Here is a 20966-nt window from a genome sequence, read left to right as displayed (position 1 = left end):
CAACTCCGGCGCGGAGTTTTTTGTCAAGGCGGAAAGGCCCCCGCAAAAACCCCCTCCGCGCCGTGTTTTTGGCTTCGTATCGGGGTGCGGGGGTGGTGTGGGTGCGTGGTGAGTTGGGTGCGTGGGTGGCGGTTTGGTGGGTGGGAGCGCGGCTTTGGTGGGGTGGCTAGTGGGGTTCGCGGGTTGCTTTGGGTGGGCGCGGCATGGGCAGTTGGGTTCGCGGGTTGCTTTCGGTGGGGCGGCATGGCCAGCTGGGCTCGCGGGTTGCTTTGGGTGGGCGCGGCATGGGCAGTTGGGTTCGCGGGTTGCCTTGGGGAGCGCGGCCTTGGGTGGAGTGGCCAGTGAGGTTGGGGGTGCGGTTGGGCAAGTGGGTGCGTGGGGCTTGGATGGCTGGCGCGTTGGGTTCGCGGCTGCGGGGGCGGGGGCGGGTTGTGAGGGGAACCCTGAGGGAATCAGAGTCTGTGAGGGTTCCCCTCACGGACTGCTGCTTGCGTTTGCTGCAACGCCCCCAGCCCCTCGGCCCGCTCGCGGTCGTGTGCGTTCTGGGCGGTCATCTCGGCGTCGGTCACCACGATCGCGTCCGGTCCGGGGAACACCGTCGACTCGTGGTCCGCGCCCTCCCACCGGACGGTGAACGGCGGGTCTCCCTCCGGCGAGCCCACGGCCGTGATCCGGCCCCGGTGCTCCGGCACGTCCACGTGGATTCCCTTCACGACCAGCCAATCTCCGCGCTGTGCGTGCATGGTTCCTCCTATCCCGGATAGCGACGCCTGGGGCGATACCTCACCGCGCGGGACGTGAAACCTCGAAGTAGTCCCATCGGGTGTAAGCAAGTAACTTTTCGTGTCCGGTTCGTGACCGACACCCTCGCGCGCACCATCGCGAGCCGGGAGCCGGACCGCGCGAAGACGGCTGCGGACCTCCTGACGCGCCTCCGGGCAGACCTCGGCGAGCGGAAGTAGCCGCTCCCCGCCGGCGCGCCGATAAAACTTCCTGACCTGCGCTAATGCACTATTCTGCAGAGGTATACACGGCGCGTATACCTCTGCTGTATAGTGATCTTCACCCCCGGGATTCCGGGGTCAAGGGAGGAACAGGGGAATGTCGGTTTCACATACCTTGCTCGGGTTGCTCGAGTCGGGTCCGAGACACGGGTACGACCTGAAACGGGCGTACGACGAGCAGTTCGGGCACGACCGGCCGCTCGCGTACGGCCAGGTCTACTCGACGCTGTCGCGCCTGCTGCGCAACGGCATGGTCGAGGTCGCGGGGGTCGAGAGCGGCGATGGGCCGGAGCGGAAGCGCTACACGATCACCGACGCCGGGGTCACCGACGTCGAGACGTGGCTGGGCACTCCGGAGAACCCGGAGCCGTACCTGCAGAACACGCTGTACACGAAGGTGGTCCTCGCGCTGCTGTCCGGCCGCGACGCCACCGACGTGCTCGACGTCCAGCGCAGCGAGCACCTCAAGGTGATGCGCTCGCTCACGAAGCGGAAGTACGAGGGCGACCTCGCCGATCAGCTGATCTGCGACCACGCGCTCTTCCACCTCGAGGCGGACCTGCGGTGGCTCGAGCTCACCGCGGCCCGGCTCGGCGAACTCGAGAAGGCGGTGCGCTGATGACCAGGCCGGGAACTCCGTTGCTCGCGGGCAACGGGCTGCACAAATCGTTCGGCCAGACGCGGGCGCTCGACGGGGCGGCGCTGGCCGTCTCGGCGGGGGAAGTGCTCGCGATCATGGGCTCGTCGGGTTCGGGCAAATCGACGTTGCTGCACTGTCTCGCCGGGATCGTCCGGCCGGACTCGGGGGCCATCACCTACGGCGGCCAGGACCTGGTCGCGATGGACGACAAGGGCCGGAGTGCGTTGCGGCGCACCGAGTTCGGCTTCGTGTTCCAGTTCGGCCAGCTCGTTCCGGAGCTGACCTGCCTGGAGAACGTCGCGCTGCCGCTGCGGCTGACCGGGGCGAAGCGCGGGCCCGCCGAGGCCAAGGCGACCGAATGGCTCGCCCGGCTCGAGGTCGACAACCTGGCGAAGCGCCGACCGGGCGACGTCTCCGGCGGGCAGGCGCAGCGGGTCGCGGTGGCGCGGGCGCTGGTGACCGGGCCGAAGGTCGTCTTCGCCGACGAGCCGACCGGCGCGCTCGACTCGCTCAACGGCGAGAAGGTCATGCAGATGCTCACCCAGGCGGCGCGGGAAACGCACGCCGCGGTGGTGCTGGTGACCCACGAACCGCGGGTCGCGGCGTACTCCGACCGCGAGATCGTGGTGCGGGACGGGCGCACGGTCGACCGGGAGCTGGTCGCATGACGCGGGATCTGCTGCTGGGACTCCGGCTGGCCGTCGGGGGCGGCCGGATGTCCGGATCGGCACTCCTGCGGCTCGCGATGACCGCGTTCGGGATCGCGCTCGCGGTCGCCGTGCTCCTGCCCGCCGCCTCGGTGAGCCACCTGGTGAACGCGCGGGCGGACCGGGCGGCGGCGATCAAGCAGGACACCTCGCCGCGCGAGGGGATCGCGCCGCTGGCGACCTACCGCTGGTACCCGTCGGTCGGCGCGGACTTCCTCCAGCTGACCGCGGTGGCGCCGACCGGGCCGAATTCGCCGGTGCCGCCGGGGCTTTCCCGGCTGCCCGCGCCGGGCGAGGTGATCGTGTCGCCGGCGCTGGCGGAGAAGCTGAACTCGGCCGACGGCGCGTCGATCAAGGCGCGGCTGCCGGGAACCGTGGTCGGCCAGATCGCCGAGCCGGGCGTGAGCGACGCCGCCGACCTGACGGCGTACTACGGGTCGACCGCCGCGGAAATCAAGGCCGAGGGCGAGAACGCCAGCAGCGTTTACTCCTATGGCAAGCCCGCCGAGGGATTCGCTCTGTCGGCGATAATGTGGATGGTCGTCGCGCCGATCGCCGCGGTGCTGCTGCTGCCGTTGCTGATCTTCGTGACCACTGCGTCGCGGATGGGCGCGGCGCAACGCGAACGGCGGCTCGCCGCGCTGCGGCTGATCGGGGTGGACGCCCGCCAGATCAAGCGGGTCGCGGCGGCGGAATCGCTGGTCGGCGCGGTGATCGGGCTCGTGGCGGGCGGTGCGCTGTTCTACGCGCTGCGTCCGTTCATCGGGGACTGGCTGCCGTTCGGCCTCCGCGTGTTCGCCGACGATTTCACGCCGTCGTGGATTTCGTTGCTGGTGATCGTGCTGCTGGTGCCCGGGCTCGCGGTCGGCTCGGCGCTGTTCGGGCTGCGCCGGACGATCGTCGAACCGCTCGGCGTGGTCCGCCAGGGCAAACCGGTGCGGCGGCGGATGTGGTGGCGCTGGACGATCACCGGGATCGGCGTGGTGTTCCTGCTGGGGACGCTCGTCGTCTCGCCGGGGTCGGGGGACCAGGCCGCGGCGATGGCCCTCGCCGTGGGCAGTGTGTTCCTGCTCGTCGGCGTCGCGGCGCTGCTGCCGTGGCTGGTGGAACGGATCGTGGAACGGCTGCGGGGCGGCCCGCCGTCGTGGCAGCTCGCGGTGCGCCGGCTGCAGCTCGACAGCGGCACCGCCAGCCGGGTGGTGTCCGGGCTGGTCGTCGTGCTGGCCGGGACGATCCTGATCCAGGGCGTGCTCACGTCGATGACCAACCGCAGCTCGAGGTCGTACCACGCGCCGGACGGCGTCGCGGCCGCGCCGGTGCGGGTGCAAACGACGGCCGCGCACGAGGCCGAGGTCCGGCAGCGGCTGTCCGGGGTGGCCGGGGTGACTGGCGTGCACAGCGCCGAATCCATCCAGTTCAGGTCCGGTGAACAGCATGTCTTCGGGACTCTCGGGGACTGCGTGGCGCTGAAGACGCAGGCGAACATCGGCGACTGCGCGGACGGTGACGTCTTCTATGTCGCGGGCTCGTCGTCCCAGCCCGTCCCCAAGGGCGAGTTGCAGATGACCGGCTACCGCAAGGGCAACGAGGTCCCCGGTCCGAAGTGGACGGCTCCGGACCGCATCCGGGCGGTATCGTCGAGCAACGACGCGAAGGCGTCGGCCAGCGAACTGCTGGTCACGCCCAGCGCGCTCGGCGAGATCAAGGCGCCGGAGGGCTACCTGCAACTGCTGGTCGAAGGCCCCGGCGGAGCCGACGCGCTGATCGACCGGGTCGCGACCGCCGTGCGCCCGCTGGCGTGGAAGGCCGAAGTCAGCAAGACGGACTACATGTCCGACTACTCCGGCCGCGACGACCGGATGCTGGCGAGCTTCCGCGCGGTGCTGCTGACCGCGTCGCTGTTCGTGCTGGCGGTGGCCGCGATGAGCCTGCTGATGCTGTCGATCGAGCAGATCAGCGAACGACGGCGTCCGCTGGCGGCGCTGTCCGCGTCCGGCGTGCCGATCGGCGTGCTGGCCAGGGGATCGCTGTGGCAGACGGCGGTTCCGGTCGTCGTCGGGGTGGTGCTGGCGGTCGGGGCCGGGCTCGGCTTGACGGCACCGATCCTGCGGCTGGCGAAAATGCCGATGATGGTGGACGGCGGGGTCCTGGCCGGGCTGGCTGGCGCCGCGGTCGGTGCGGTGCTGCTGGTGACGGCGTTGACGCTGCCGCTGCTGCGGCAGGTGACGAGGCTGGACACGCTGCGCTCGGAGTAGACCGGGGGTGTGGGGTAGTCCGTGAAGGGCTCCTTGCGGGAATCAGATTCCCGCAAGGAGCCCTTCACGGCTTTCGCGGGCGGCCGGTGGGTGTCCGTGCGGGTTCCCTCACGACTCCTGTCCCAGTGAAGACACCTCTCCGAACTCGGCGAGGTCATGCGGTTCCCGCGGGATCGACCAGCCCGGCGTCTGCCCGGAGTTCGCGGCGGCCGACCTCCTTGCCGTGGCGAGCGAATCGGGCGGCGTGGCGTGGTCCCTCACGATTCCTGCCGCACCAGCCCGAGTTCCGCGCACCCGTCCCGGAGCGGCTCCAGCCCGAACGCGTCCACCGGCCCCACCACTCCCGGCTTCACCGGCCCGTCGGCGCTCAGCCGAATCGCGGCCCAGGCAAGCAGTTCCCCGGTGAGCGTGTACGCGTTGGGCCCCTCAAGCCGTACCTCGACCCGGGAATCGGCGACCGCCACGACCCGCGCGCCGGTTTTCGCTCGCGCGGCCGCGTCCGGCCCTCCGGACGGACCCTTCATCAGCCCGCTCGCCGCCCGCACCACTGGCCCGGCGACCGCGGTCAGCGCGGAAACCGCGGGCATCGCCCGGCTCAGTGCCGGGAACCATCCATTGTAGACAGTGACCTCGTCGAGCGACGGAAAGTTCCCCGGCAGGAACAGCACTTCGGTGCCGGAGAACAGAAACGCCGATCGCGACCGCTCGCGAACGGGAAACGCGCGCACCCGGCTGCCGGTCCGTTCTTCGACCAGTCGCCGCCCCCGCCACCGCAGCGAAGGCAAGCTCAACCCGTCCCGCATGGTCGTGCGGGTGCCTTGGCTCAACCCGCGATAAAGCGGCCCGGTCGCGAAATACCCGATCTCCAGCGTGCGTACGCCGTCGCCCGCCTCCTGCGCCGCCAGCGCACCGGCCAGGATTCCCGGAACGTAGTCGTAGCCGAAGGCCGGGACCATCGCCGCGCCAGTCTCGACCGCTCGCTCATGGTGTCGAGAATGGACATTGCGAACGAAACCGACCTCGCCAGTGGAATCGAGATAGTGCGCCCCGGTGTCGGCGGCGGCCTGCGCGGCGGCGTGGCCGATCCGGTCGAACGGGCCGACTGTGGCGATCAGAACGTCCCCTGGTCCGGCCAGCGCCCGAAGACTCACAGGATCATTGACGTCCGCGACCGCGGTCTCCAGGTCGTCGTTCTCCGCGGCCAGAGCCTCCAGCGCGGCACGGTTGCGTCCGGCGAGAGCTGGTCGTACACCGCGTCGTGCCAGTGATTCCAGGACCAGGCCACCGGTGTAGCCGGTCGCTCCGAACACCACGATCCGCCCGGTCATGCCGTCACCGGAACGTGCCGGCGGAGGAAGTCGATTTGATCGGCGACCACGCGTTCGAACGGATCTCCTTGGTAGATGGCGAAATGCCCGTCCGGATAGGTGCGGATTTCGCCGCGCGGCGCACGGGCGGCGTACCGCAGCGTCGGCCCCGAAGGAGCGACGGAATCCTTCTCGCACACCGCGAACAACGTAGGCACCTCGATCCGTCCAACTCCGCGACCCGGCCGGTATCGCAGGATGTCGAACACCACCCGAGCCGCGACCTCGTTGCGGAAATCGCTGCCCGGCGGCACGAGCGCAAGATACCCCGGTTCGGCGTCCGGCGCAGTCATCAGCGCGGTGCCTCGCTGGGGACCGGCGGTGGCGATCAGGTGCGGCGGCCGTCCGAGCCAATGCCCGACGATGTCCCGAGCGGCGGCGACCGCGGCCTTCGCCGAACTGGCCGGGTGCATGGCCAGCGCGGAGGCGATCCCGTCGGTGAACGGGCATTGCGCGATCGCGGCGACGAGCCCGGCCGGACGGTTCGCGGCAGTGCTGAGGACGTGCCCGCCGCCGAAGGACGTGCCCCAGGCAATGACCTGGTTGCCGTCGACCTGGGGGAGCGTTCGAGCGTAGGCGATCGCGGCGGTCCAATCGGCGAGTTGCTTTCGCGAGGACAGCAGGTGGCGCGGAGTGCCTTCGCTGTCGCCGAAATGCCGGTAGTCGAACACCAGGCACGCATAACCGGCAGCGGTGAAGCGTTCGGCGTACGCGGCGAGCCCCATTTCGCGGACCGCGCCGAGCCCGTGGGCCATCACAATGACGGGCGGGTTTTCGTTCGCTGGCAAGTAAAGTGTCGCTGCGCATTGGCTGCCGTCGACCGGAAATGACACGTTCACGCGGGGAGCTCCTTTCGGGCGCTGGCCACCGGGCGGTCAGCGGGGGTGCGACCCGCCGGGCGACGCGCCCCGCGATGCCGTTCGAGCCGAAGGTCGCGCATGTAGTCGTCGTAGTCGACTTGGATGGTGTGTCGTTTGGACGCGACGTACCGCCGCGAGATCCGCCGCCGGTGCGTGTCGATTTCGCGCTCCATTTCGGCCGCGCCGGGCAGGTGGTAGCGGCCTTGCAGGTGATCGGCGATCAGCAACGCCTGCCGTTCCGCGATCGGCATGATCGCGCCGAGCGGTTGCACCAGTCCGACGAAATACAATCCGGGCACGGTCGGATGGAAAAGCCGCCGGTACAAGCGGATCTCGTTGTCGCCGGAAGGATCGAGGAAACCCCGGTCGAAGAACGGGAAGCTGATCTTGTACCCGGTGCAGAACACCACCAGGTCGGCAGCGGCCCGGCGGCCGTCGGTGAACACGACGTCGTCGCCGTCGAACCGCTCGATGTTCGGCGCCGGCGTGATCGCGCCGTGGGCGAGCCGGTCGAGGATGCGGCTGGACATCGTCGGATGCGCCTGCGCGAACTTGTGATCCGGCTCCGGCAGCCCGTACCGCGTCATCGGCCCGGTCGCGGCGGCCATCAACCGGCGCGCGACCGGCCAGCGCAGCGCGGACGGCAGCCATTCCTTGCCGGCGATCTGGTCATACGGCTTGCCCCAGACATATTTCGGGATCACGTGCACGCCGCGCCGTGCGGACAGATACGTCTCCGCGGCGTGATACGAGGCGTCCACCGCGATGTCCATCGCGGAATTTCCCATGCCGACCACCACGACGCGCCGTCCGGCCAACTGGTTTTCCTCGGTATAGGAATGCGAATGCATCACCTCGCCGCGGAATCCTTCGGCGCCGGGGAACATCGGTTCCGGCCACCGCGGATCCCAATGGTGGCCGTTCGCGACGAGCACCGCGTCGTACCGTTCGGTGTCCCCTGTGGACAGTGTCACCGCGAAGCTGCCGTCCGGTTTCGGCTCGATATGCGTGACCCCGGTGCCGAACCGGATGCGGTCGCCGAAGCCGAAATGCTTCAGGTACGCCGCGAAGTAGTCGGCGATCTGGTCGTGCCGGGCGAAGTCGGGCAGATTCCGCGGCATCGGGAAGTCGCTGAACTCCATCCGCTGCCGCGAGGTGTTGATGTGCAGGGACCGGTAAGCGGCGGAGACCCCGTTGCGGTTGCCCCACACCCAGTTCCCGCCGACCCGGTCGGACAGCTCGTAGCAGTCCACCGCGATGCCCCGCTCGGCGAGCACCTTGACGGCGGCGATCCCGGACGAGCCCGCGCCGACGACGCAGACCCGGAAGCTGTGCGCGGACATGCGCTCTCCTTCTTGTGACCAGTGGTCATATGACCACTGGTCATAGAGTACGATCGGAGTGCGGGGAGAGTCAAGAAGAGGAGGTCGGCGGTGCCGACGGGAACGTGGGAGCGGCTGCCGGAGAAGCGGCGGGCGGCCGTGCTGGCGGCGGCGGAGGCGGAGTTCGCGGCGCGCGGCTTCAGCGGCGGCAGCCTCAACACGATCTGCCGCGAGGCCGGCGTGTCGAAGGGCAGCCTTTTCCAGTACTTCGCCGACAAGGCCGACATGTACGTCCACCTCGCCGAACTGGCGAGCGTGCGGATCCGCGCGGCCATGGAGGCCGAGATCGAGAAGCTCCCGTGGGACAAGGACTTCGCCGGCTCGCTCAACCTGCTGCTCGACGCGTGGGTGCGGTATTTCTACGACCATCCGCTCGAACGCGCGATGACCGCGGCGGCCAACCTCGAACCCGATCCGGTCGCTCGCACGCCGGTCCGCGAGGCGGTCAACAGCCACTATCTGGCGGTGCTGCGGCCGCTGGTCGAACGCGCGGTGGCGGCGGGGCAGCTGCGCGCGGACACCGATGTCGAGATCGTGTTGTCGTTGCTGCTGCTGGTCTTGCCGCATCTGGCGCTGGCGCCGCACGTCGAGGGGCTGGACCCGCTGCTCGGCCTGGTCGAGGGCGGTCCCGCGCACGCGGCGGCGACCGCGCGCCGGCTGGCCGGGGCGATGCTGGCGCCGTATCTCCGCTGAACGAGACGGAAGCAATCGCGGTTCGCGGGAAATCCGCCGTGGTATTGACTCGCGCGGCAACCGGCGGCCGGCGCGTCGGATCGGTGCTCGGCTCGGAAACGGAGCTGATCGAGCGGTACGGGGTCAGCCGCGAGGCGGTGCGGCTGGTCGCACCTACCCGCTCAACTCAGCACCCGAGCCCCGCGCAGGTAAGCCGCCAGCCTGATCCGCAGCCCGCGCAGGTCGCGCAAAGCGAGCGGCAGGTGATAAGCCGGTCGGTAGCCCACCGCGGCACCGGCGTCCCCGCACGGTCCGGCGAAGTAGACGAAACCGTCGTCCTGGTCGCGGCGGGCGGGGGACCACGGCTGGTCTTGCCAGGCGCGCGCGGCGGCGTGGCTGGCGATCCAGTAGTTCGGGGCCTTCATCGTCTCGGCGACCGCGGCGGCGAAACCGGCGGTGTCGGTGTCGCTGACGCCCAGTCCGCGGCCCGGCCACACTCGCGGCAGCACGCGGTCGGCGGTGTGGTCCTCGAGCCACGGCGCGCAGGCGAAGATCGCGCTGGTCCCGTCGACCGAGACGGACCAGCGTTGCATGGCCGCAGTGGGCGGGATTTCGTACATGGCGACCACCTGCCGGGAAAACGACGCTTTGGCGAAGCATAAATGAACGGTGCGGGGCCGTGCAGACCGCGGGTTCAGCGAGGAGCGCCGAGCGCGGCGGAAATCCGGTCGGCGACGGTGCGGGTGAAGCGGCCCGCCGCGGGCAGTCGTTCGCCGAGGCGCGATTTCGGGGCGGACACGTTGACCGCCGCGACAAGGTCGCCGCGGAAGCCGTACACCGGCGCGGACACGCCGACCAGCCCGGGCTCGAACTCCTCGTCCACCGTTTCGTAGCCGCGTTTCCGGATCCCCGCCAGCTTCGCGGTCAGCTGGCCGAGGGTGAGCGGCGGCGGTTCCGCGGCGGCGCCGGGGAGGTCGGGGAGCGGATGCGCGGCGGCGCCGGCGAAGGTCCGCCACCATTGCCCGACGGTTTCCTCGTCCCATTCGCTCAATAACACCCGTCCGGGTGAGGTCGTGAACGGATCGACGCCGACGCCTTCCCATCCGAGTCCGCGAAAAGCGTGTGACGCGAGTTCGCTCCGGAGGGTGAACACCTGGCCGGCGCGCAGGACGCACAAATGCGTCGTTTCGTTCAGCCGCGCCACGATCGTGCGCAGAAACGGCGCGGCCAGGTGCGCGAGATGCGTTTCGGTGGCGTGCGTGGCCAACGCGAACAGCCGCCAGCCCGGCCGGTACGCGCGGGTGTGTTCGTCGCGCGACACCAGACCGGCGTCGGCGAGCGTCGCGAGGGCTCGCGAGACCTGTGCCTTGTCCCGGCCGGACAGTTCGGCGACTCGGGACACGCCGAGTCCGTCGCGCGCTTCCGGCAGCGCGAGGACTTCGAGCAGGTCGACGTCGCGGACGAGGCCCGAGCCGTAGGTGCGCTGGTTCGCCATGTTGAGGACTGTGCAACAACGATTGGGCGAGCGTCAATCCGCGGTTACCGTCCGGGGAGTGAAGATCGCCGACATCCAGCTGCTGCCCGGGACGCTGCCGCTCGATCCGCCGTTCGACGCCGCGTGGGATCCGGTTCCCCGCACGCGGTTCGACGCGACGGTGGTCAAGGTCGTGACCGACGAGGGCGTGGTCGGCTACGGCTCCGGTGACACGATGGCCGGCTTCGAGCCGTACGCGGAGCTGTTCCTCGGCCAGGACCCGATGGCGATCAGCAGGCACGTGCGGGCGCTGGAGACCATCGCGTTCCACGCCGGGCGCTACTGGCCGCTGGAGATCGCGCTGTGGGACGTCATCGGGAAGGTGCTCGGCGTCCCGGTCGCGACGCTGTTCGGCGGTGCCGCGGAAGCGATCCCGGCGTACGCGTCGACCGGCCGGATCCTGCCCGCCGAGCAGCGGGCCGAGGTGCTCGCCGGGATCCGCGACCGCGGGTTTCAAGCGGCGAAGATCCGGCTGGCCGCGGACGATTTCGCCGGCGGGATCCGCACCATGCGGGCGGTCCGCGAGGCGGTCGGGCCGGAGATGACGCTGATGGCCGACCTGAACCAGGCGTGGCGGATGCCCGGCGACGTGCGGCCTTCGCTCGACCCGGCGGCCGTCCGGCGATTCGCGGAGGCGCTGCGCGAACTCGACGTGTTCTGGCTCGAAGAACCGCTGCCGCTGGACGACCGGCCCGGCCTGCGCGCGGTGCGGGACACCGGGATCCGCGTCGCCGGGGGAGAAATGGTCCGGACCTTCAGCGAGCTGCTGGACCTGGTGGAATCCGACGCCCTCGACGTCTATCAGCCGGACGTCGCGCTCGCCGCCGGAATGCTGCGCGCCCGCACTCTCGCCGAACTGGTGCTGGCGCGCAACCGGCTCTTCACGCCGCACACCTGGTCGAACGGTCTCGGCCTGCTCGCGAACCTGCACGTGACCGCGGGCGTCGGCGGCGGGCCGTATCTCGAATTCCCTTACGACCCACCGGTTTGGACACCGCGACGGCGCGATTTCCTGCTCGCCGCCCCGCTGGACATCGACGCGGACGGCCTCCTGCGCGTGCCGTCCGCACCGGGGCTTGGCATCGCTGTCGACGAGGAGCGGTTCGGGAGGAAGCCATGACAGAGACGCAGATCCCGGCCATCGAAATCGGCCCCTATCCGGCTGCCGCCTTCGCCGCCGGTGCCGTCGAACAACTGCCCCGATTGGTCCGGACAATCGGGGTGCGGAAGGTTGCGCTGGTCAGCGACCGCGGGCTGGTCGCGACCCCGTTGCCGGAGCAGACGTCGGAGCTATTGCGCCAAGACGGTTTGGCGGTCGAGGTTTTCTCCGAGGTGCACCCGAATCCGACCACCGACGACGTCGACGCGGGCGGCGCTTTCGTCCGTGCCGCCGGTGCTGAGGCGGTGATTTCGCTGGGCGGCGGGTCCGCCTTGGACGCGGCGAAGGCGATCGCGCTCGCCGCGGCCAACGACCGTCCGGCGACCGAATTGAGCTGGAGCACCGAGGATTCGGCGGATCTGGTGCCCGCGTTGCCGATCGTGGCGATCCCGACCACTTCCGGCACCGGTTCGGAATGCAACGACCTCGGCGTCATCACGGATCCGCGGCAGCAGCGCAAATGCTACCTGGGCGGGCCGACTTGCCTTGCCCGGTACGCACTTCTCGACCCGGTGCTCACGCTGAGCCTGCCGCCCCGCGCGACTGCCGCGGCCGGGATCGACTGCCTGACCCATGCGGTGGAGTCCTTTCTTTCCGCCCGGCCGAATCCTTGGGCGGATGGTCTGGACCTGCAAGCCGTCCGCCTGGTCGCGGAGAATCTCCGCCGCGCGGTCGCCTCCGGCGGAGACCTGGCGGCGCGGGCGAACCTGATGCTGGCCGCGCACACCGCGGGCCTGGCGATGCGGACGACGGGGCTCGGCGTGGTGCACGGCGTCGGGCACTCGCTCGGCGGCCGGTTCGACCTGCCGCACGGCCAGGCTTTGGCTTTGGTGCTCGGCGAATGCCTGCGGTTCAACCGCGCGGTGCGGGAGGAACGCTTGGCACGATTGGCGGAACCGCTGGGCGTCGCCGACGCGCGGGAATCGCTCGCGCACAACGCGGACGCGGCGATCACGGCGATCGAACGGCTGGTCGCGGACGTCGAACTGTCCGGGCGGCTGCGGGAATTCGGCATCAGCGAAGGGGATCTGCCGGACCTGGTGGCCGACACCCTCGCGGACGGGGTGCTGGCGAACACCCCGCGCGAGGTCTCGGCGGCGGACGTGACCGGGATTCTCCGCGCAACCTGGTAACCGGCGCGGGAAACCGGCGATGTCGGACGTGACTCGCGCGAGCGGGTGACGGAGATTCTTGCCGAACGGCTGGAGCCCGGACGAAACCCCGTCGTGAGGCTCGGGGACAATCCGGGTGGTGGCCACGCTTCGCTTCGCATTCCATCCGCCCGCCGAGACAGGCGGTCCGGTCGCGGTGCCCTACGTCGACGACGTCGCGCTCACCGACTTGATCGACCGGTTCGAACTCGCTGAAGGCATGTCCCCGGCCGGGGGTGCTTACGGCGGCCTGGTTCCGGGCCGATTCGAGGGCACGATGACCGAGCACTTCCATGGCCTCGGCTTCGCGGAAGGCACCACGCCGTTGCTCGCCTGTTCGTGCGGGGAGTGGGGCTGCTGGCCGCTGCTGGCGCGGATCACGGTGACCGGTGACGAGGTCGTCTGGGATTCGTTCGCGCAACCGCATCGGCGGAAGCGGGATTACCGCGGGTTCGGGCCGTTCCGGTTCGCGCGCGGTCAGTACGACGCGGCTGTGCTCCGGCTGGAGTCTGCCTGACTTCCCATGATGCTGGCGCTGGCGCGGTCAGTGGCAGTGCCCGGCTTCGGCGGCGGTTTTGAGGTCGGCGAGCCAGGTTTCAAGACCCATGTCGGAGGTCGGGTCGGCTTGGGGGCCGGCGTGGCTTTCCTCGGTGCGGACGAGGACGCCGCCGCGGACGGGGGTGAAGGTCCAGACGTGGACGCCGTCGATGTGGTAGCCGGCGCTGTCGGCGGGGCCGGTCCAGCGGAGGCACTTGCCGCGCTGGAGTTGCTGGACGGTGGAGCTGATGACCACCGTGCTCGGGGGAGTCGTGGGCACGTGGACGGTCGCCTGGAACTGCGAATGCTTTCGCAGCGGGCCGGGATCCAGGCGTCGCACGGTCATCGGGGCGGCGGGTTTCTGCCAGGACGTCCAGGATTCCACGTCGGTCTGGAGGTGCCAGATCGCGCGCAACGGCGCGTGGACGAGGATTTCGGCCCGGTGACGGGCTTTCGCGGCCGGGTCGACGCCTCGGCCTTGGCAGGTCAGGGAAGCGGGAGCGTGACCTGAGGCGGCTTGGGCCGGTGCGGCTCCGAGGACGGCGGCGAGTGTCAGCGGGACCGCGACCAGGGCGGTCCGCAGACCTCGGCGGCGAGGGATGGACGGGTCGGTGCTGCGCATGGGGCTCTCCTCATGGTTAATGGGATTAACTATGGTGAAACTCTATAGCTCAGCGCTGGTGAAGGTCAATAGGAAAAGTGAAGGGTATTAACCCCGCGTCGGTGTGGCACGCGAGCCGCGCGATCACTGCTGTGCTCGACCGGCCGGCTCGCTTGACTTCGCCGTGCGGTCCGGCGGGATTCGGGCGGATGAGCACAGTGGACGAACTGTCGGGCAATGGCAGGTCGCGACCCTCCGCGGGCGTCAGGTCTGAAGGAAGACGTCCGTCAGGGCGAAAGCCGGTTGAGATCGCACAGACGTCCGGCTCCCGCTGGGTACCGGCAGAGCGGAAACAGCCGTGAGGGGAACCCTGCGGGAATCAGCGTCCCTCGGGGTTCCCCTCACGGGCTTTGGCTCGCGCGAAGCGTCCGCCGCACCGCGTCGCGGAGCCAGCGGTGTGCTCCGTCGGCGGACTGGCGCGGATGCCAGGCCATGCCGATCTTCAAGGAGGGCAACGGAACCGGAGTGTCGAGAAGCCGCAAGCCGAGTGCGGTCGCGTCGGCGGTGAGCGGTGACGGGGGCTCGCCGGGGAGCGACGCGGGGATCAGGCAGACGACATCGCTGCGCGCGGCGAGCGTCATGGCGGCCAGGTGGCTCGGGAGGACGACCGCGACGCGGCGGCGGAGTTCGTGTTCGGCCAGTGCCGCGTCGAGGGGGCCGGTGAACCGGCCGCGGCGGCTGACCGCGACGTGGTCGGCCGCCGCCAGCAGGGCGGGAGTCAAGGGTTTTTCGGCCAGGGGGTGGCCGGGGCGGACGGCGGCCACCATGCGCAGGGTGAGCAGCTCTTCGACCTCGGTTTCGGGGTCGACGTGGTCGATGGAGCCGACCTCCAAGTCCAGCCGTCCGTCTCGGAGGGCTGAACCGGCTTCCCATTCCTCGGCCCGGACGCGCAGGGAAATCCCGGGGGCTTCCTCCCTGGTGAGCCGAAGGAGGCCGACGGCGAGGGCGGCGCCGACCAGGTCCGCGGCTTGGATCGTGAAGGTGGAGCGCAGGGTCGCCGGGTCGACGACGGTGCCGGGGCTCAGCAGCGCGCGCAGGCTGTGCACCACGGCGGCGGTCTCCTCGCGCAGGGACTGGGCGCGCGGCGTGGGGACCATGGTTTGCCCGGCCCGGACCAGCAGCGGGTCCTGCAGGATCCGGCGCAAACGGGCGAGGGTGCGGCTCATCGCGGCCGGCGAGGTGTGCAGGCGCGCGGCGGCGCGGGTGACGCTCTGCTCGGTCAGCAGGGCGTCCAAAGCGACGGCGAGGTTGGCGTCGATCGCCGGATTCAGGCTGTTCACCAGGGTAATTCCATTTCAGGCAAGGATTGCGTGCCGAAGTTCCCATTGTGGCATCACGGCGGCGCTCAGCAGGATCGAGGGCGTACCCATCGGCCCTAATCCACGAGGTTTTCATGATCGTCATCACTGCCCCTACCGGAAACATCGGCAGCCGGGTGCTGAGCCTGCTGGTCGACGCGGGCGAGGACCTGCGGGTGATCGTCCGCGACCCCGCCCGGCTCCCGGACCCGGTGCGCGAGCGCGTCGAGGTCGTCGTCGGCTCGCATGGCGACCCCGAGGTGGTCGATCGGGCCTTCGCGGGCGCGGACGCGGTGTTCTGGGTGGTCCCGCCGGATTCGACGCGGACTCCGGCGGACGGCTGGAGCGGCTTCACCGGCCCGGCCGCGAAAGCGTTCGCCGCACACGGTGTCGGACATGTCGTCGGTGTTTCGGCGCTCGGACGCGGCACGGCGGTCGCCGATCAAGCCGGACTGGTCACCGCGTCGCTCGCGATGGACGAGCTGATCGCGGGGACCGGCGTCGCGTACCGGGCGCTGGCCAATCCGTCCTTCTTCGAGAATCTGCTGGAGGAGGTCGGCTCGATCCGGGAGAAGGGCGTCTACGCCGACGTGCTGGACCCGGACCGCAAAGCCCCGCTCGTCGCCGTCGCGGACATCGCCGCGGTCGCCGCTCGGCTGTTGCGGGACCGGCCCTGGACCGGTTTCGCCGACGTTCCGGTCCTAGGGCCGGAAGACTTGTCTCCCAACGACTTGGCCCGCATCATGACCGAGCGGCTGGGCCTTCCGGTCCGCTACGAGCGCGAGTCGCTGGACGACCTGCGCAGCACCCTGATCGGCTACGGCCTCAACGAAACCTTCGTCCACGGCATCGCGGATATGAAGCATGCCAAGGACAACGGCCTCGACGCGGGCGTCACGCGCACCGCGGACACGGCGTCTCCGACCACTTTCGAACAGTGGTGTGCCGAAACCCTCAAGCCCGCCTTCGAAGCCTGACCCGGAAGGATCCGCAATGTCCACAGAGGAAACACCGGTGACCGCGTTCCTGCTCGTCAAGACCACGCCGGAATGGCTCGCCCTGACCCCGCAGGAACGGGCCGGCGCCTTCGCCACCCAAGTCGTTCCCGCGATCGAGGCGAAAACCACCGGCGTCCGATCGCGCTTCTACGACACCGAGTTCTACTCCGCGCGCGTCACCGACGTCTGGGTTTGGGAGGCCGACGACCACCACGCCTATCAGCTCCTGATCGACGCGCTGCGGGAAACTCCCTTCTGGGACCGGTATTTCGAGGTCGTCGACCTGCTTGTCGGCACCGAGAACGGTTACGCCCGCACGTACGGCCTGGACCCATTGGCGACCATCGCCACCTGAGCACGCGAACGGGCCCCGTCTCCAGGAAGCGGAGACGGGGCCCGGGCAGAGCGAGATCAGTGCGCCGCGGCCAGCGCCGCCGTCGCGGGCGGCATCAGCTTCGGGTATTCCTTCTGGAACTTCTCGATCATCTTCGCGGACGGGATGATCCGGTTCGGGTTGTTCTGGCTCACGGCCTGCTTCTCGCCCCACGCGCCGGCGGCCTTGCGCTGGTCGGGGGTGCCGTGGCTGTGGAAGCAGTCGCCGATGGAGGCGTCGAGGTAGGTGACCTCCTGCTGGGTGCGGGCATTCCACGCCTCGCCCTTGGCGTGTGCGCCGAAGTAGCCGCCGTACGCGTCCGGGCCCATTTCGCCGGACTCGTCGCGCGGGTAGTTGTTGTGCGCGAAGTCGACCTGGTGGCCGTACTCGTGGCCGACGACCGCTTCCACCGACACGTCGTCGAAGCCGAGGTGGTTGACCACGTCGAGCAGGCCGTCGCCGAGCATGATGCGCTTGCCGCCGAGGCTGTCGGCCGGGGCGGAGAACGCGTTCAGGGTCAGCAGCGGGTGGCGGCCGCCCTGCAGGGCCGGGACCTCGTAGAGCACCTTGGTGGCGAGCGCGCCCGCCTCGGCCGCCCGCTTCGGGTCGAGGCCGAGCTTGAACGTCTGCGTGGTGCGGTCCTGGCTGCCCAGGTCGGTGCCCTTCCAGGCGACCAGCTGGATGTTCCAGCTCTCGATGTCCCAGAACCCGCGCAGCTTGTCGATCGTCGAGCCGGCGCGCGGCGTGTACTGGCCGTCGGTGCCGAAGACCTGCGGGGTCTTGTCGCTGGCGACGGCCTGGGTGTAGAGCTGGCCGATCGCGCTCAGCGCGCTGAGCGCCTGGCCCTCGGTCGGGGTGAGCGTGGAGGCGAGCTTGTTCGCATACGTCAGCAGCGAACCCTCGGTGCAGCCCGGAATCGGGCCCTGCGCGGCGTGCGCCCGCTGGCCCGGCCGCTTCACCGGCGAGTCGAACAGCGGGTCGACGCCGCGCAGCGCGTTCGCGGGCAACCCGTTGTAGAGGTCCTCGACGTCCTGGTACAGCTGCGCGATGTCCTGCTCGACCGAAGTCGGTTCGGCCGCTTTCGCCTGCGGTGCCGCGATCGCCGGGACGGCCGTGGCCATCGTCAGCGCCGCGAGGGTGCCCGCCGCCGCGAGCGTTCTGCCGAGAATTCTGGTCCGTTTCCGCATGGGCCCCTCATTCCGGTTTCAAGATCACGAAGTACGCCCAACCCTAAGACGATCTTGGGCGCGGAAACCGGGGCGCGGGAAAGACCCCCGGGATGGCCCACGCCTTTCGGCGGGTTTTCGCCCTGCGGTCATCGGCCGAAAGTACTATCGGGCAACGCGGCGGCGGCCCGCGAGAAACGGGCATTCGGGAAAACGGGACGAAATGGGCTCGGCTAAGCCTTGACCCGGAAGCGCATCCGGCAGACGACCGCCTCCGTGCGGCGGCGCAGCACGCGGGCCAGCACCGCGCCGCGGCGGTTCTGCAGGACGCGCTGCCAGACGTGTTCCGGTTCGACCTCGGCGACCAGGACGAAAACGTGGCATCCGGCGTGCCGGCGGAGGTGCTCCACGATCGGCTCGCCGAGGCGGCGGCGTTCGTCGTGCAGCTGGACCAGCGTGACGTCCGGGTGCCACTGTTCCCACGCTTCGACGAACTCGCGCGCGGAGGCTTCCTCCTCGGGATGCGTCACGTGCACGGCCTCGACGTGCTCGCCGAGCGACAGCGCGGCGGCGAGCGCGTCGCGGGTCAGCCGGGACACCGTGTGGACCGGGACGACCACCAGCGACCGGTTGGGCCGCGGCGGGGCAGGGATGCGCCCGAGTTCGAGCCGGTCGCCGATGCGCCGGTAATCGCGGTGGACCCATTCCATCAGCAGTACGAGCACCGGCAGCGCGACCACGATCAGCCAGCCGCCTTCGCCGAACTTCGTCGCGGTGACCACGATCGCGGCGAGCCCGGTGAGCAGCGCGCCGAAACCGTTGAGCGCGGCCTTCCCGCGCCAGCCGCGCGGGCGTGCGCCGAACCAATGCCGCACCATTCCGATCTGGGAAAGGGTGAAACCGACGAACACGCCGATCGCGAACAGCGGCACCAGAGTGTTCATGTCGCCATTCGCGAGAACCAGCAGCAAAGCCGAAGCGACAGCGAGGAAACCGACGCCGTAGCGGTATACCTGGCGTTCGGCGCGCAAGGCGAAAACGTGCGGCAGGTTGTTGTGTTTCGCGAGCAGTTGCGCCAGCACCGGAAGCCCGCCGAAGGAAGTGTTCGCGGCCAGCGCCAGCAGGACCACGGTGGAGAATTGCACCACGTAGTAACCGAAACCGTTCCCGAGCGAAGCGGCGGTCACCTGCGACAGCACGGTCACGCCGTCGACTGGGTGGATCGAGAACTTCCCGATCAGCACGGCGATCCCGAGCAGCATCACCGCGAGCAGCCCGCCGAGCGCGACCTCTGCCCGCTGCGCCCGGCGCACGCGCGGTTTGCGGAAAGACGGGACTGCGTTGGCGATCGCCTCGACGCCGGTCAGCGCCGCGCAGCCGTTCGCGAAAGCCTTGAGCAGCAACAGAATTCCGACCGTCTGGAGGCTCGGGAGGTGCCCGCTGGCGACGCTCGCGGCCGGAGTGTCGCGGAAGAGACCGACCACGACCACGAAGAGAATCGATCCGACGAACACCGCGGTCGGCACGATGAACGCCCGCGCGCTCTCGGCGATGCCGCGGAGGTTGATCCCGGTGATCAGCGCGAGGATGCCGAGGCAAAGCCACAGTTTGTACGGCAGCAGCGAGGGAAACGCCGACGTCAGCGCGGCGACCCCGGCGGCGACGGACACCGCGACGTTCAGCACGTAGTCGACGATCAGCGACGCGGCGGCGACGAGCGACGCGCGGCGGCCGAGGTGGGCGCGGCTGACGCCGTAGGCCCCGCCGCCGTCCGGGAACGCGGCGATGACCTGCCGATACGACAGGGTCAGCACGGCGAGCAGGACGGCGATCGCGAGCGTGACGGGCAGCGTGAAGCCGAGCCCCGTTCCGCCGGCGACGGCCAGGACGAGCACGATCGCCTCGGGTCCGTAGGCAACCGACGCCATCGCGTCGAGGGACAGCGCGGCGAGGCCGCCGACGACGGAAAGCCGGTGCCGGTCGGCGGCTCGCGGTGTTTCCGGGCGGGACAGAGTTGCGGTCACCCAGTCAGGCTGGCCCCCGGGACGCGCTCACGGGACGGTCGTTGACGATTTCCTGACAGTGATCTAGCGAACGCCGTACGGGTCAGCGAGAGGACCCGGCTTTCCAATGCCGCACCGCGAACGGCCCGCCCACAAGCACCGCGAGCCCGACGACCCCGGCCACGATCATGCCCGGCCGCGAGTCGAACGCGCCGGTGGCGGTCAGCACCACGCTGGTGACGATCGCCAGCACCTCCAGCACGGAACGGCGCCGACGGCCCGATCCGCAGGCCAGCTTGGCGCCGAGCCGCGGATCCGTGCCGGACAAACCGCGTTCGATTTCGTTCAGCGCACGCTGTTCCCGATCGGTCAGCATGCGCCGCCCTGCTTCCGGTGCGCGTGCCGGCGGCGGATCAGGAACCGCAGCACGAACACGCTGCCGAAGACCGCCGCGAACAGCGGGAGCGGGTTGTTCCGGACGGCCTCCGCACCAGCGCGGACCTTCTCCGCAGCCGGGGCCGAGACGGTCTTCTCCACCTGTTCGACCGCCCGGTCGATCGTCTCGTCGACCTTTTCGCCCGCCCGCTTCCGGACGTCCAGCTTGTGTCCCAGCGCGTCCAGGGTCTCGGCCAGTTCTTCGCGGGTGACGTCCCGGTCCGCGCGCGCCTCTTCCACCTTGCGTTCGGTCATGACCGCACCTGCTTCATCGTCTCGACGTCCTCGCGCACCCTCTCCACGGACTCCTCCGGCACCGGCCCGCCAGCGCGGCGCGCCTGCTTGCCGCCGACCAGCGCGACGAGCGCCGCGACCAGCAGCACCGCGCCGCCGATGATCAGCGCGGCCAGCCAGCCGGGCAGCACGAGCGCCAGTCCGAGCACGGCCGCGGCGATCAAGGTCGCGCCGCCGAGAAGAGCCAGCACACCGGCGAACCCGACGAGCCCGGCCCCGACGCCGAAGCGCTTGCCCTTCGCCTGGAGTTCGGCCATGGCCAAACGGAGCTCGTCTTGGAGCAGGCGCTTGATTTCACCGGTCAGATCGGCGACGAGGTCCGAGGTGGATTTCTCCCGCGCGGGCGTGCGGTTCATTTCCTCCAGCACGGCTTCCTCCTAATCGGTAGTAGGGGTAGTTCTTCCAGCTCGTGGCTGAGGCCTGTTTGGCTCCAGACGTTCGACGTCTTAGGAAAGAACGGCCTGGTGCAC

Annotated in this window: 23 protein-coding genes; 9 read left to right on the top strand and 14 right to left on the bottom strand. The window is 69.9% G+C overall.

Features of this window, described 5'->3' with window-relative positions:
- Nucleotides 1–452 precede the first annotated feature (452 nt).
- A complete protein-coding gene (locus ACZ7SW_RS46445) occupies nt 453–743 on the bottom strand; it encodes a DUF1918 domain-containing protein (RefSeq protein ID WP_470236779.1) in 291 nt (96 codons plus the stop codon).
- A gap of 358 nt (nt 744–1101) precedes the next feature.
- Here ACZ7SW_RS46445 and ACZ7SW_RS46440 point away from each other — a divergent pair, with 358 nt between their 5' ends.
- Genes ACZ7SW_RS46440 through ACZ7SW_RS46430 form a run of 3 tightly spaced genes read left to right on the top strand, consistent with a single transcriptional unit; the run spans nt 1102 to nt 4606 of the window.
- Nucleotides 1102–1623 carry a PadR family transcriptional regulator gene (locus ACZ7SW_RS46440; protein ID WP_470236778.1) on the top strand — a complete coding sequence of 174 codons (522 nt, stop codon included), beginning with the start codon at nt 1102–1104 and terminating at the stop codon, nt 1621–1623.
- A complete protein-coding gene (locus ACZ7SW_RS46435; protein ID WP_470236777.1) occupies nt 1623–2312 on the top strand; it encodes an ABC transporter ATP-binding protein in 690 nt (229 codons plus the stop codon). The genes ACZ7SW_RS46440 and ACZ7SW_RS46435 overlap by 1 nt, the downstream gene beginning before the upstream one ends.
- Entirely contained in the window at nt 2309–4606 is a 2298-nt protein-coding gene (locus ACZ7SW_RS46430) for an FtsX-like permease family protein (RefSeq protein WP_470236776.1), read from the top strand. The genes ACZ7SW_RS46435 and ACZ7SW_RS46430 overlap by 4 nt, the downstream gene beginning before the upstream one ends.
- A gap of 108 nt (nt 4607–4714) precedes the next feature.
- Here ACZ7SW_RS46430 and ACZ7SW_RS46425 read toward each other — a convergent pair whose 3' ends face one another.
- The 4 genes from ACZ7SW_RS46425 to ACZ7SW_RS46410 are packed head-to-tail and all read right to left on the bottom strand — an operon-like array spanning nt 4715 to nt 8176.
- Nucleotides 4715–4867, bottom strand: coding sequence for a hypothetical protein (locus ACZ7SW_RS46425; protein WP_470236775.1), 153 nt, complete (start codon nt 4865–4867; stop codon nt 4715–4717).
- Nucleotides 4864–5934: a saccharopine dehydrogenase family protein gene (locus tag ACZ7SW_RS46420; protein ID WP_470236774.1), complete on the bottom strand. Its 1071-nt coding sequence runs from the start codon at nt 5932–5934 to the stop codon at nt 4864–4866. The genes ACZ7SW_RS46425 and ACZ7SW_RS46420 overlap by 4 nt, the downstream gene beginning before the upstream one ends.
- Complete coding sequence (locus ACZ7SW_RS46415) at nt 5931–6806, bottom strand: alpha/beta hydrolase (protein WP_470236780.1); 876 nt, start codon at nt 6804–6806, stop codon at nt 5931–5933. Before ACZ7SW_RS46415 ends, ACZ7SW_RS46420 begins: the two co-directional genes overlap by 4 nt.
- A gap of 2 nt (nt 6807–6808) precedes the next feature.
- On the bottom strand, nt 6809–8176 hold the full coding sequence (locus ACZ7SW_RS46410; RefSeq protein ID WP_470236773.1) for a flavin-containing monooxygenase: 1368 nt from the start codon (nt 8174–8176) through the stop codon (nt 6809–6811).
- Between the two features lie 90 nt (nt 8177–8266).
- On the opposite strand from ACZ7SW_RS46410, the gene ACZ7SW_RS46405 reads away from it, so the two are divergent.
- The gene (locus ACZ7SW_RS46405) at nt 8267–8908 is read left to right on the top strand and encodes a TetR/AcrR family transcriptional regulator (protein ID WP_470236772.1); all 642 of its coding nucleotides are present in this window, start codon (nt 8267–8269) and stop codon (nt 8906–8908) included.
- Between the two features lie 161 nt (nt 8909–9069).
- Here ACZ7SW_RS46405 and ACZ7SW_RS46400 read toward each other — a convergent pair whose 3' ends face one another.
- Both ACZ7SW_RS46400 and ACZ7SW_RS46395 read right to left on the bottom strand, forming a co-directional pair.
- The gene (locus tag ACZ7SW_RS46400; protein ID WP_470236771.1) at nt 9070–9507 is read right to left on the bottom strand and encodes a hypothetical protein; all 438 of its coding nucleotides are present in this window, start codon (nt 9505–9507) and stop codon (nt 9070–9072) included.
- A 74-nt stretch (nt 9508–9581) separates the two neighbouring features.
- A complete protein-coding gene (locus tag ACZ7SW_RS46395) occupies nt 9582–10382 on the bottom strand; it encodes an IclR family transcriptional regulator (RefSeq protein ID WP_470236770.1) in 801 nt (266 codons plus the stop codon).
- A 58-nt stretch (nt 10383–10440) separates the two neighbouring features.
- Between ACZ7SW_RS46395 and ACZ7SW_RS46390 the strand changes: the two genes are divergently transcribed.
- The 3 genes from ACZ7SW_RS46390 (at nt 10441) to ACZ7SW_RS46380 (ending at nt 13248) form a co-directional block, all read left to right on the top strand.
- Nucleotides 10441–11541, top strand: a complete 1101-nt coding sequence (locus ACZ7SW_RS46390) for a mandelate racemase/muconate lactonizing enzyme family protein (protein WP_470236769.1) — start codon at nt 10441–10443, stop codon at nt 11539–11541.
- A complete protein-coding gene (locus ACZ7SW_RS46385) occupies nt 11538–12713 on the top strand; it encodes an iron-containing alcohol dehydrogenase family protein (RefSeq protein WP_470236768.1) in 1176 nt (391 codons plus the stop codon). The genes ACZ7SW_RS46390 and ACZ7SW_RS46385 overlap by 4 nt, the downstream gene beginning before the upstream one ends.
- 118 nt (nt 12714–12831) lie before the next feature.
- Nucleotides 12832–13248: a hypothetical protein gene (locus ACZ7SW_RS46380; protein ID WP_470236767.1), complete on the top strand. Its 417-nt coding sequence runs from the start codon at nt 12832–12834 to the stop codon at nt 13246–13248.
- A gap of 27 nt (nt 13249–13275) precedes the next feature.
- On the opposite strand, the gene ACZ7SW_RS46375 is transcribed toward ACZ7SW_RS46380, so the two are convergent.
- Nucleotides 13276–13890 (bottom strand): SRPBCC family protein, encoded by a 615-nt coding sequence (locus tag ACZ7SW_RS46375; RefSeq protein ID WP_470236766.1) that lies wholly within the window; start codon nt 13888–13890, stop codon nt 13276–13278.
- 380 nt (nt 13891–14270) lie between these two features.
- Nucleotides 14271–15209, bottom strand: a complete 939-nt coding sequence (locus ACZ7SW_RS46370; protein ID WP_470236765.1) for a LysR family transcriptional regulator — start codon at nt 15207–15209, stop codon at nt 14271–14273.
- Nucleotides 15210–15322: 113 nt separating this feature from the next.
- Between ACZ7SW_RS46370 and ACZ7SW_RS46365 the strand changes: the two genes are divergently transcribed.
- Together ACZ7SW_RS46365 and ACZ7SW_RS46360 are read left to right on the top strand one after the other, a co-directional pair.
- Nucleotides 15323–16204, top strand: a complete 882-nt coding sequence (locus ACZ7SW_RS46365) for an NAD(P)H-binding protein (protein WP_470236764.1) — start codon at nt 15323–15325, stop codon at nt 16202–16204.
- A gap of 16 nt (nt 16205–16220) precedes the next feature.
- The gene (locus ACZ7SW_RS46360; protein WP_470236763.1) at nt 16221–16580 is read left to right on the top strand and encodes a darcynin family protein; all 360 of its coding nucleotides are present in this window, start codon (nt 16221–16223) and stop codon (nt 16578–16580) included.
- 56 nt (nt 16581–16636) lie between these two features.
- Here ACZ7SW_RS46360 and ACZ7SW_RS46355 read toward each other — a convergent pair whose 3' ends face one another.
- From ACZ7SW_RS46355 to ACZ7SW_RS46335, 5 genes are all read right to left on the bottom strand, one after another.
- A complete protein-coding gene (locus ACZ7SW_RS46355) occupies nt 16637–17785 on the bottom strand; it encodes a M48 family metalloprotease (RefSeq protein WP_470236762.1) in 1149 nt (382 codons plus the stop codon).
- Between the two features lie 212 nt (nt 17786–17997).
- On the bottom strand, nt 17998–19788 hold the full coding sequence (locus ACZ7SW_RS46350) for an APC family permease (RefSeq protein ID WP_470236761.1): 1791 nt from the start codon (nt 19786–19788) through the stop codon (nt 17998–18000).
- 82 nt (nt 19789–19870) lie between these two features.
- Entirely contained in the window at nt 19871–20143 is a 273-nt protein-coding gene (locus ACZ7SW_RS46345; RefSeq protein WP_470236760.1) for a DUF3040 domain-containing protein, read from the bottom strand.
- Complete coding sequence (locus ACZ7SW_RS46340; RefSeq protein WP_470236759.1) at nt 20137–20457, bottom strand: DUF3618 domain-containing protein; 321 nt, start codon at nt 20455–20457, stop codon at nt 20137–20139. Before ACZ7SW_RS46340 ends, ACZ7SW_RS46345 begins: the two co-directional genes overlap by 7 nt.
- The gene (locus tag ACZ7SW_RS46335) at nt 20454–20864 is read right to left on the bottom strand and encodes a phage holin family protein (protein ID WP_470236758.1); all 411 of its coding nucleotides are present in this window, start codon (nt 20862–20864) and stop codon (nt 20454–20456) included. Before ACZ7SW_RS46335 ends, ACZ7SW_RS46340 begins: the two co-directional genes overlap by 4 nt.
- Nucleotides 20865–20966: the final 102 nt, after the last annotated feature.

Source organism: Amycolatopsis sp. NPDC114484, assembly GCF_055633755.1.
Note: the sequence above shows the minus strand (reverse complement) of the source record. Positions and strands in the feature narration are given on the sequence as shown.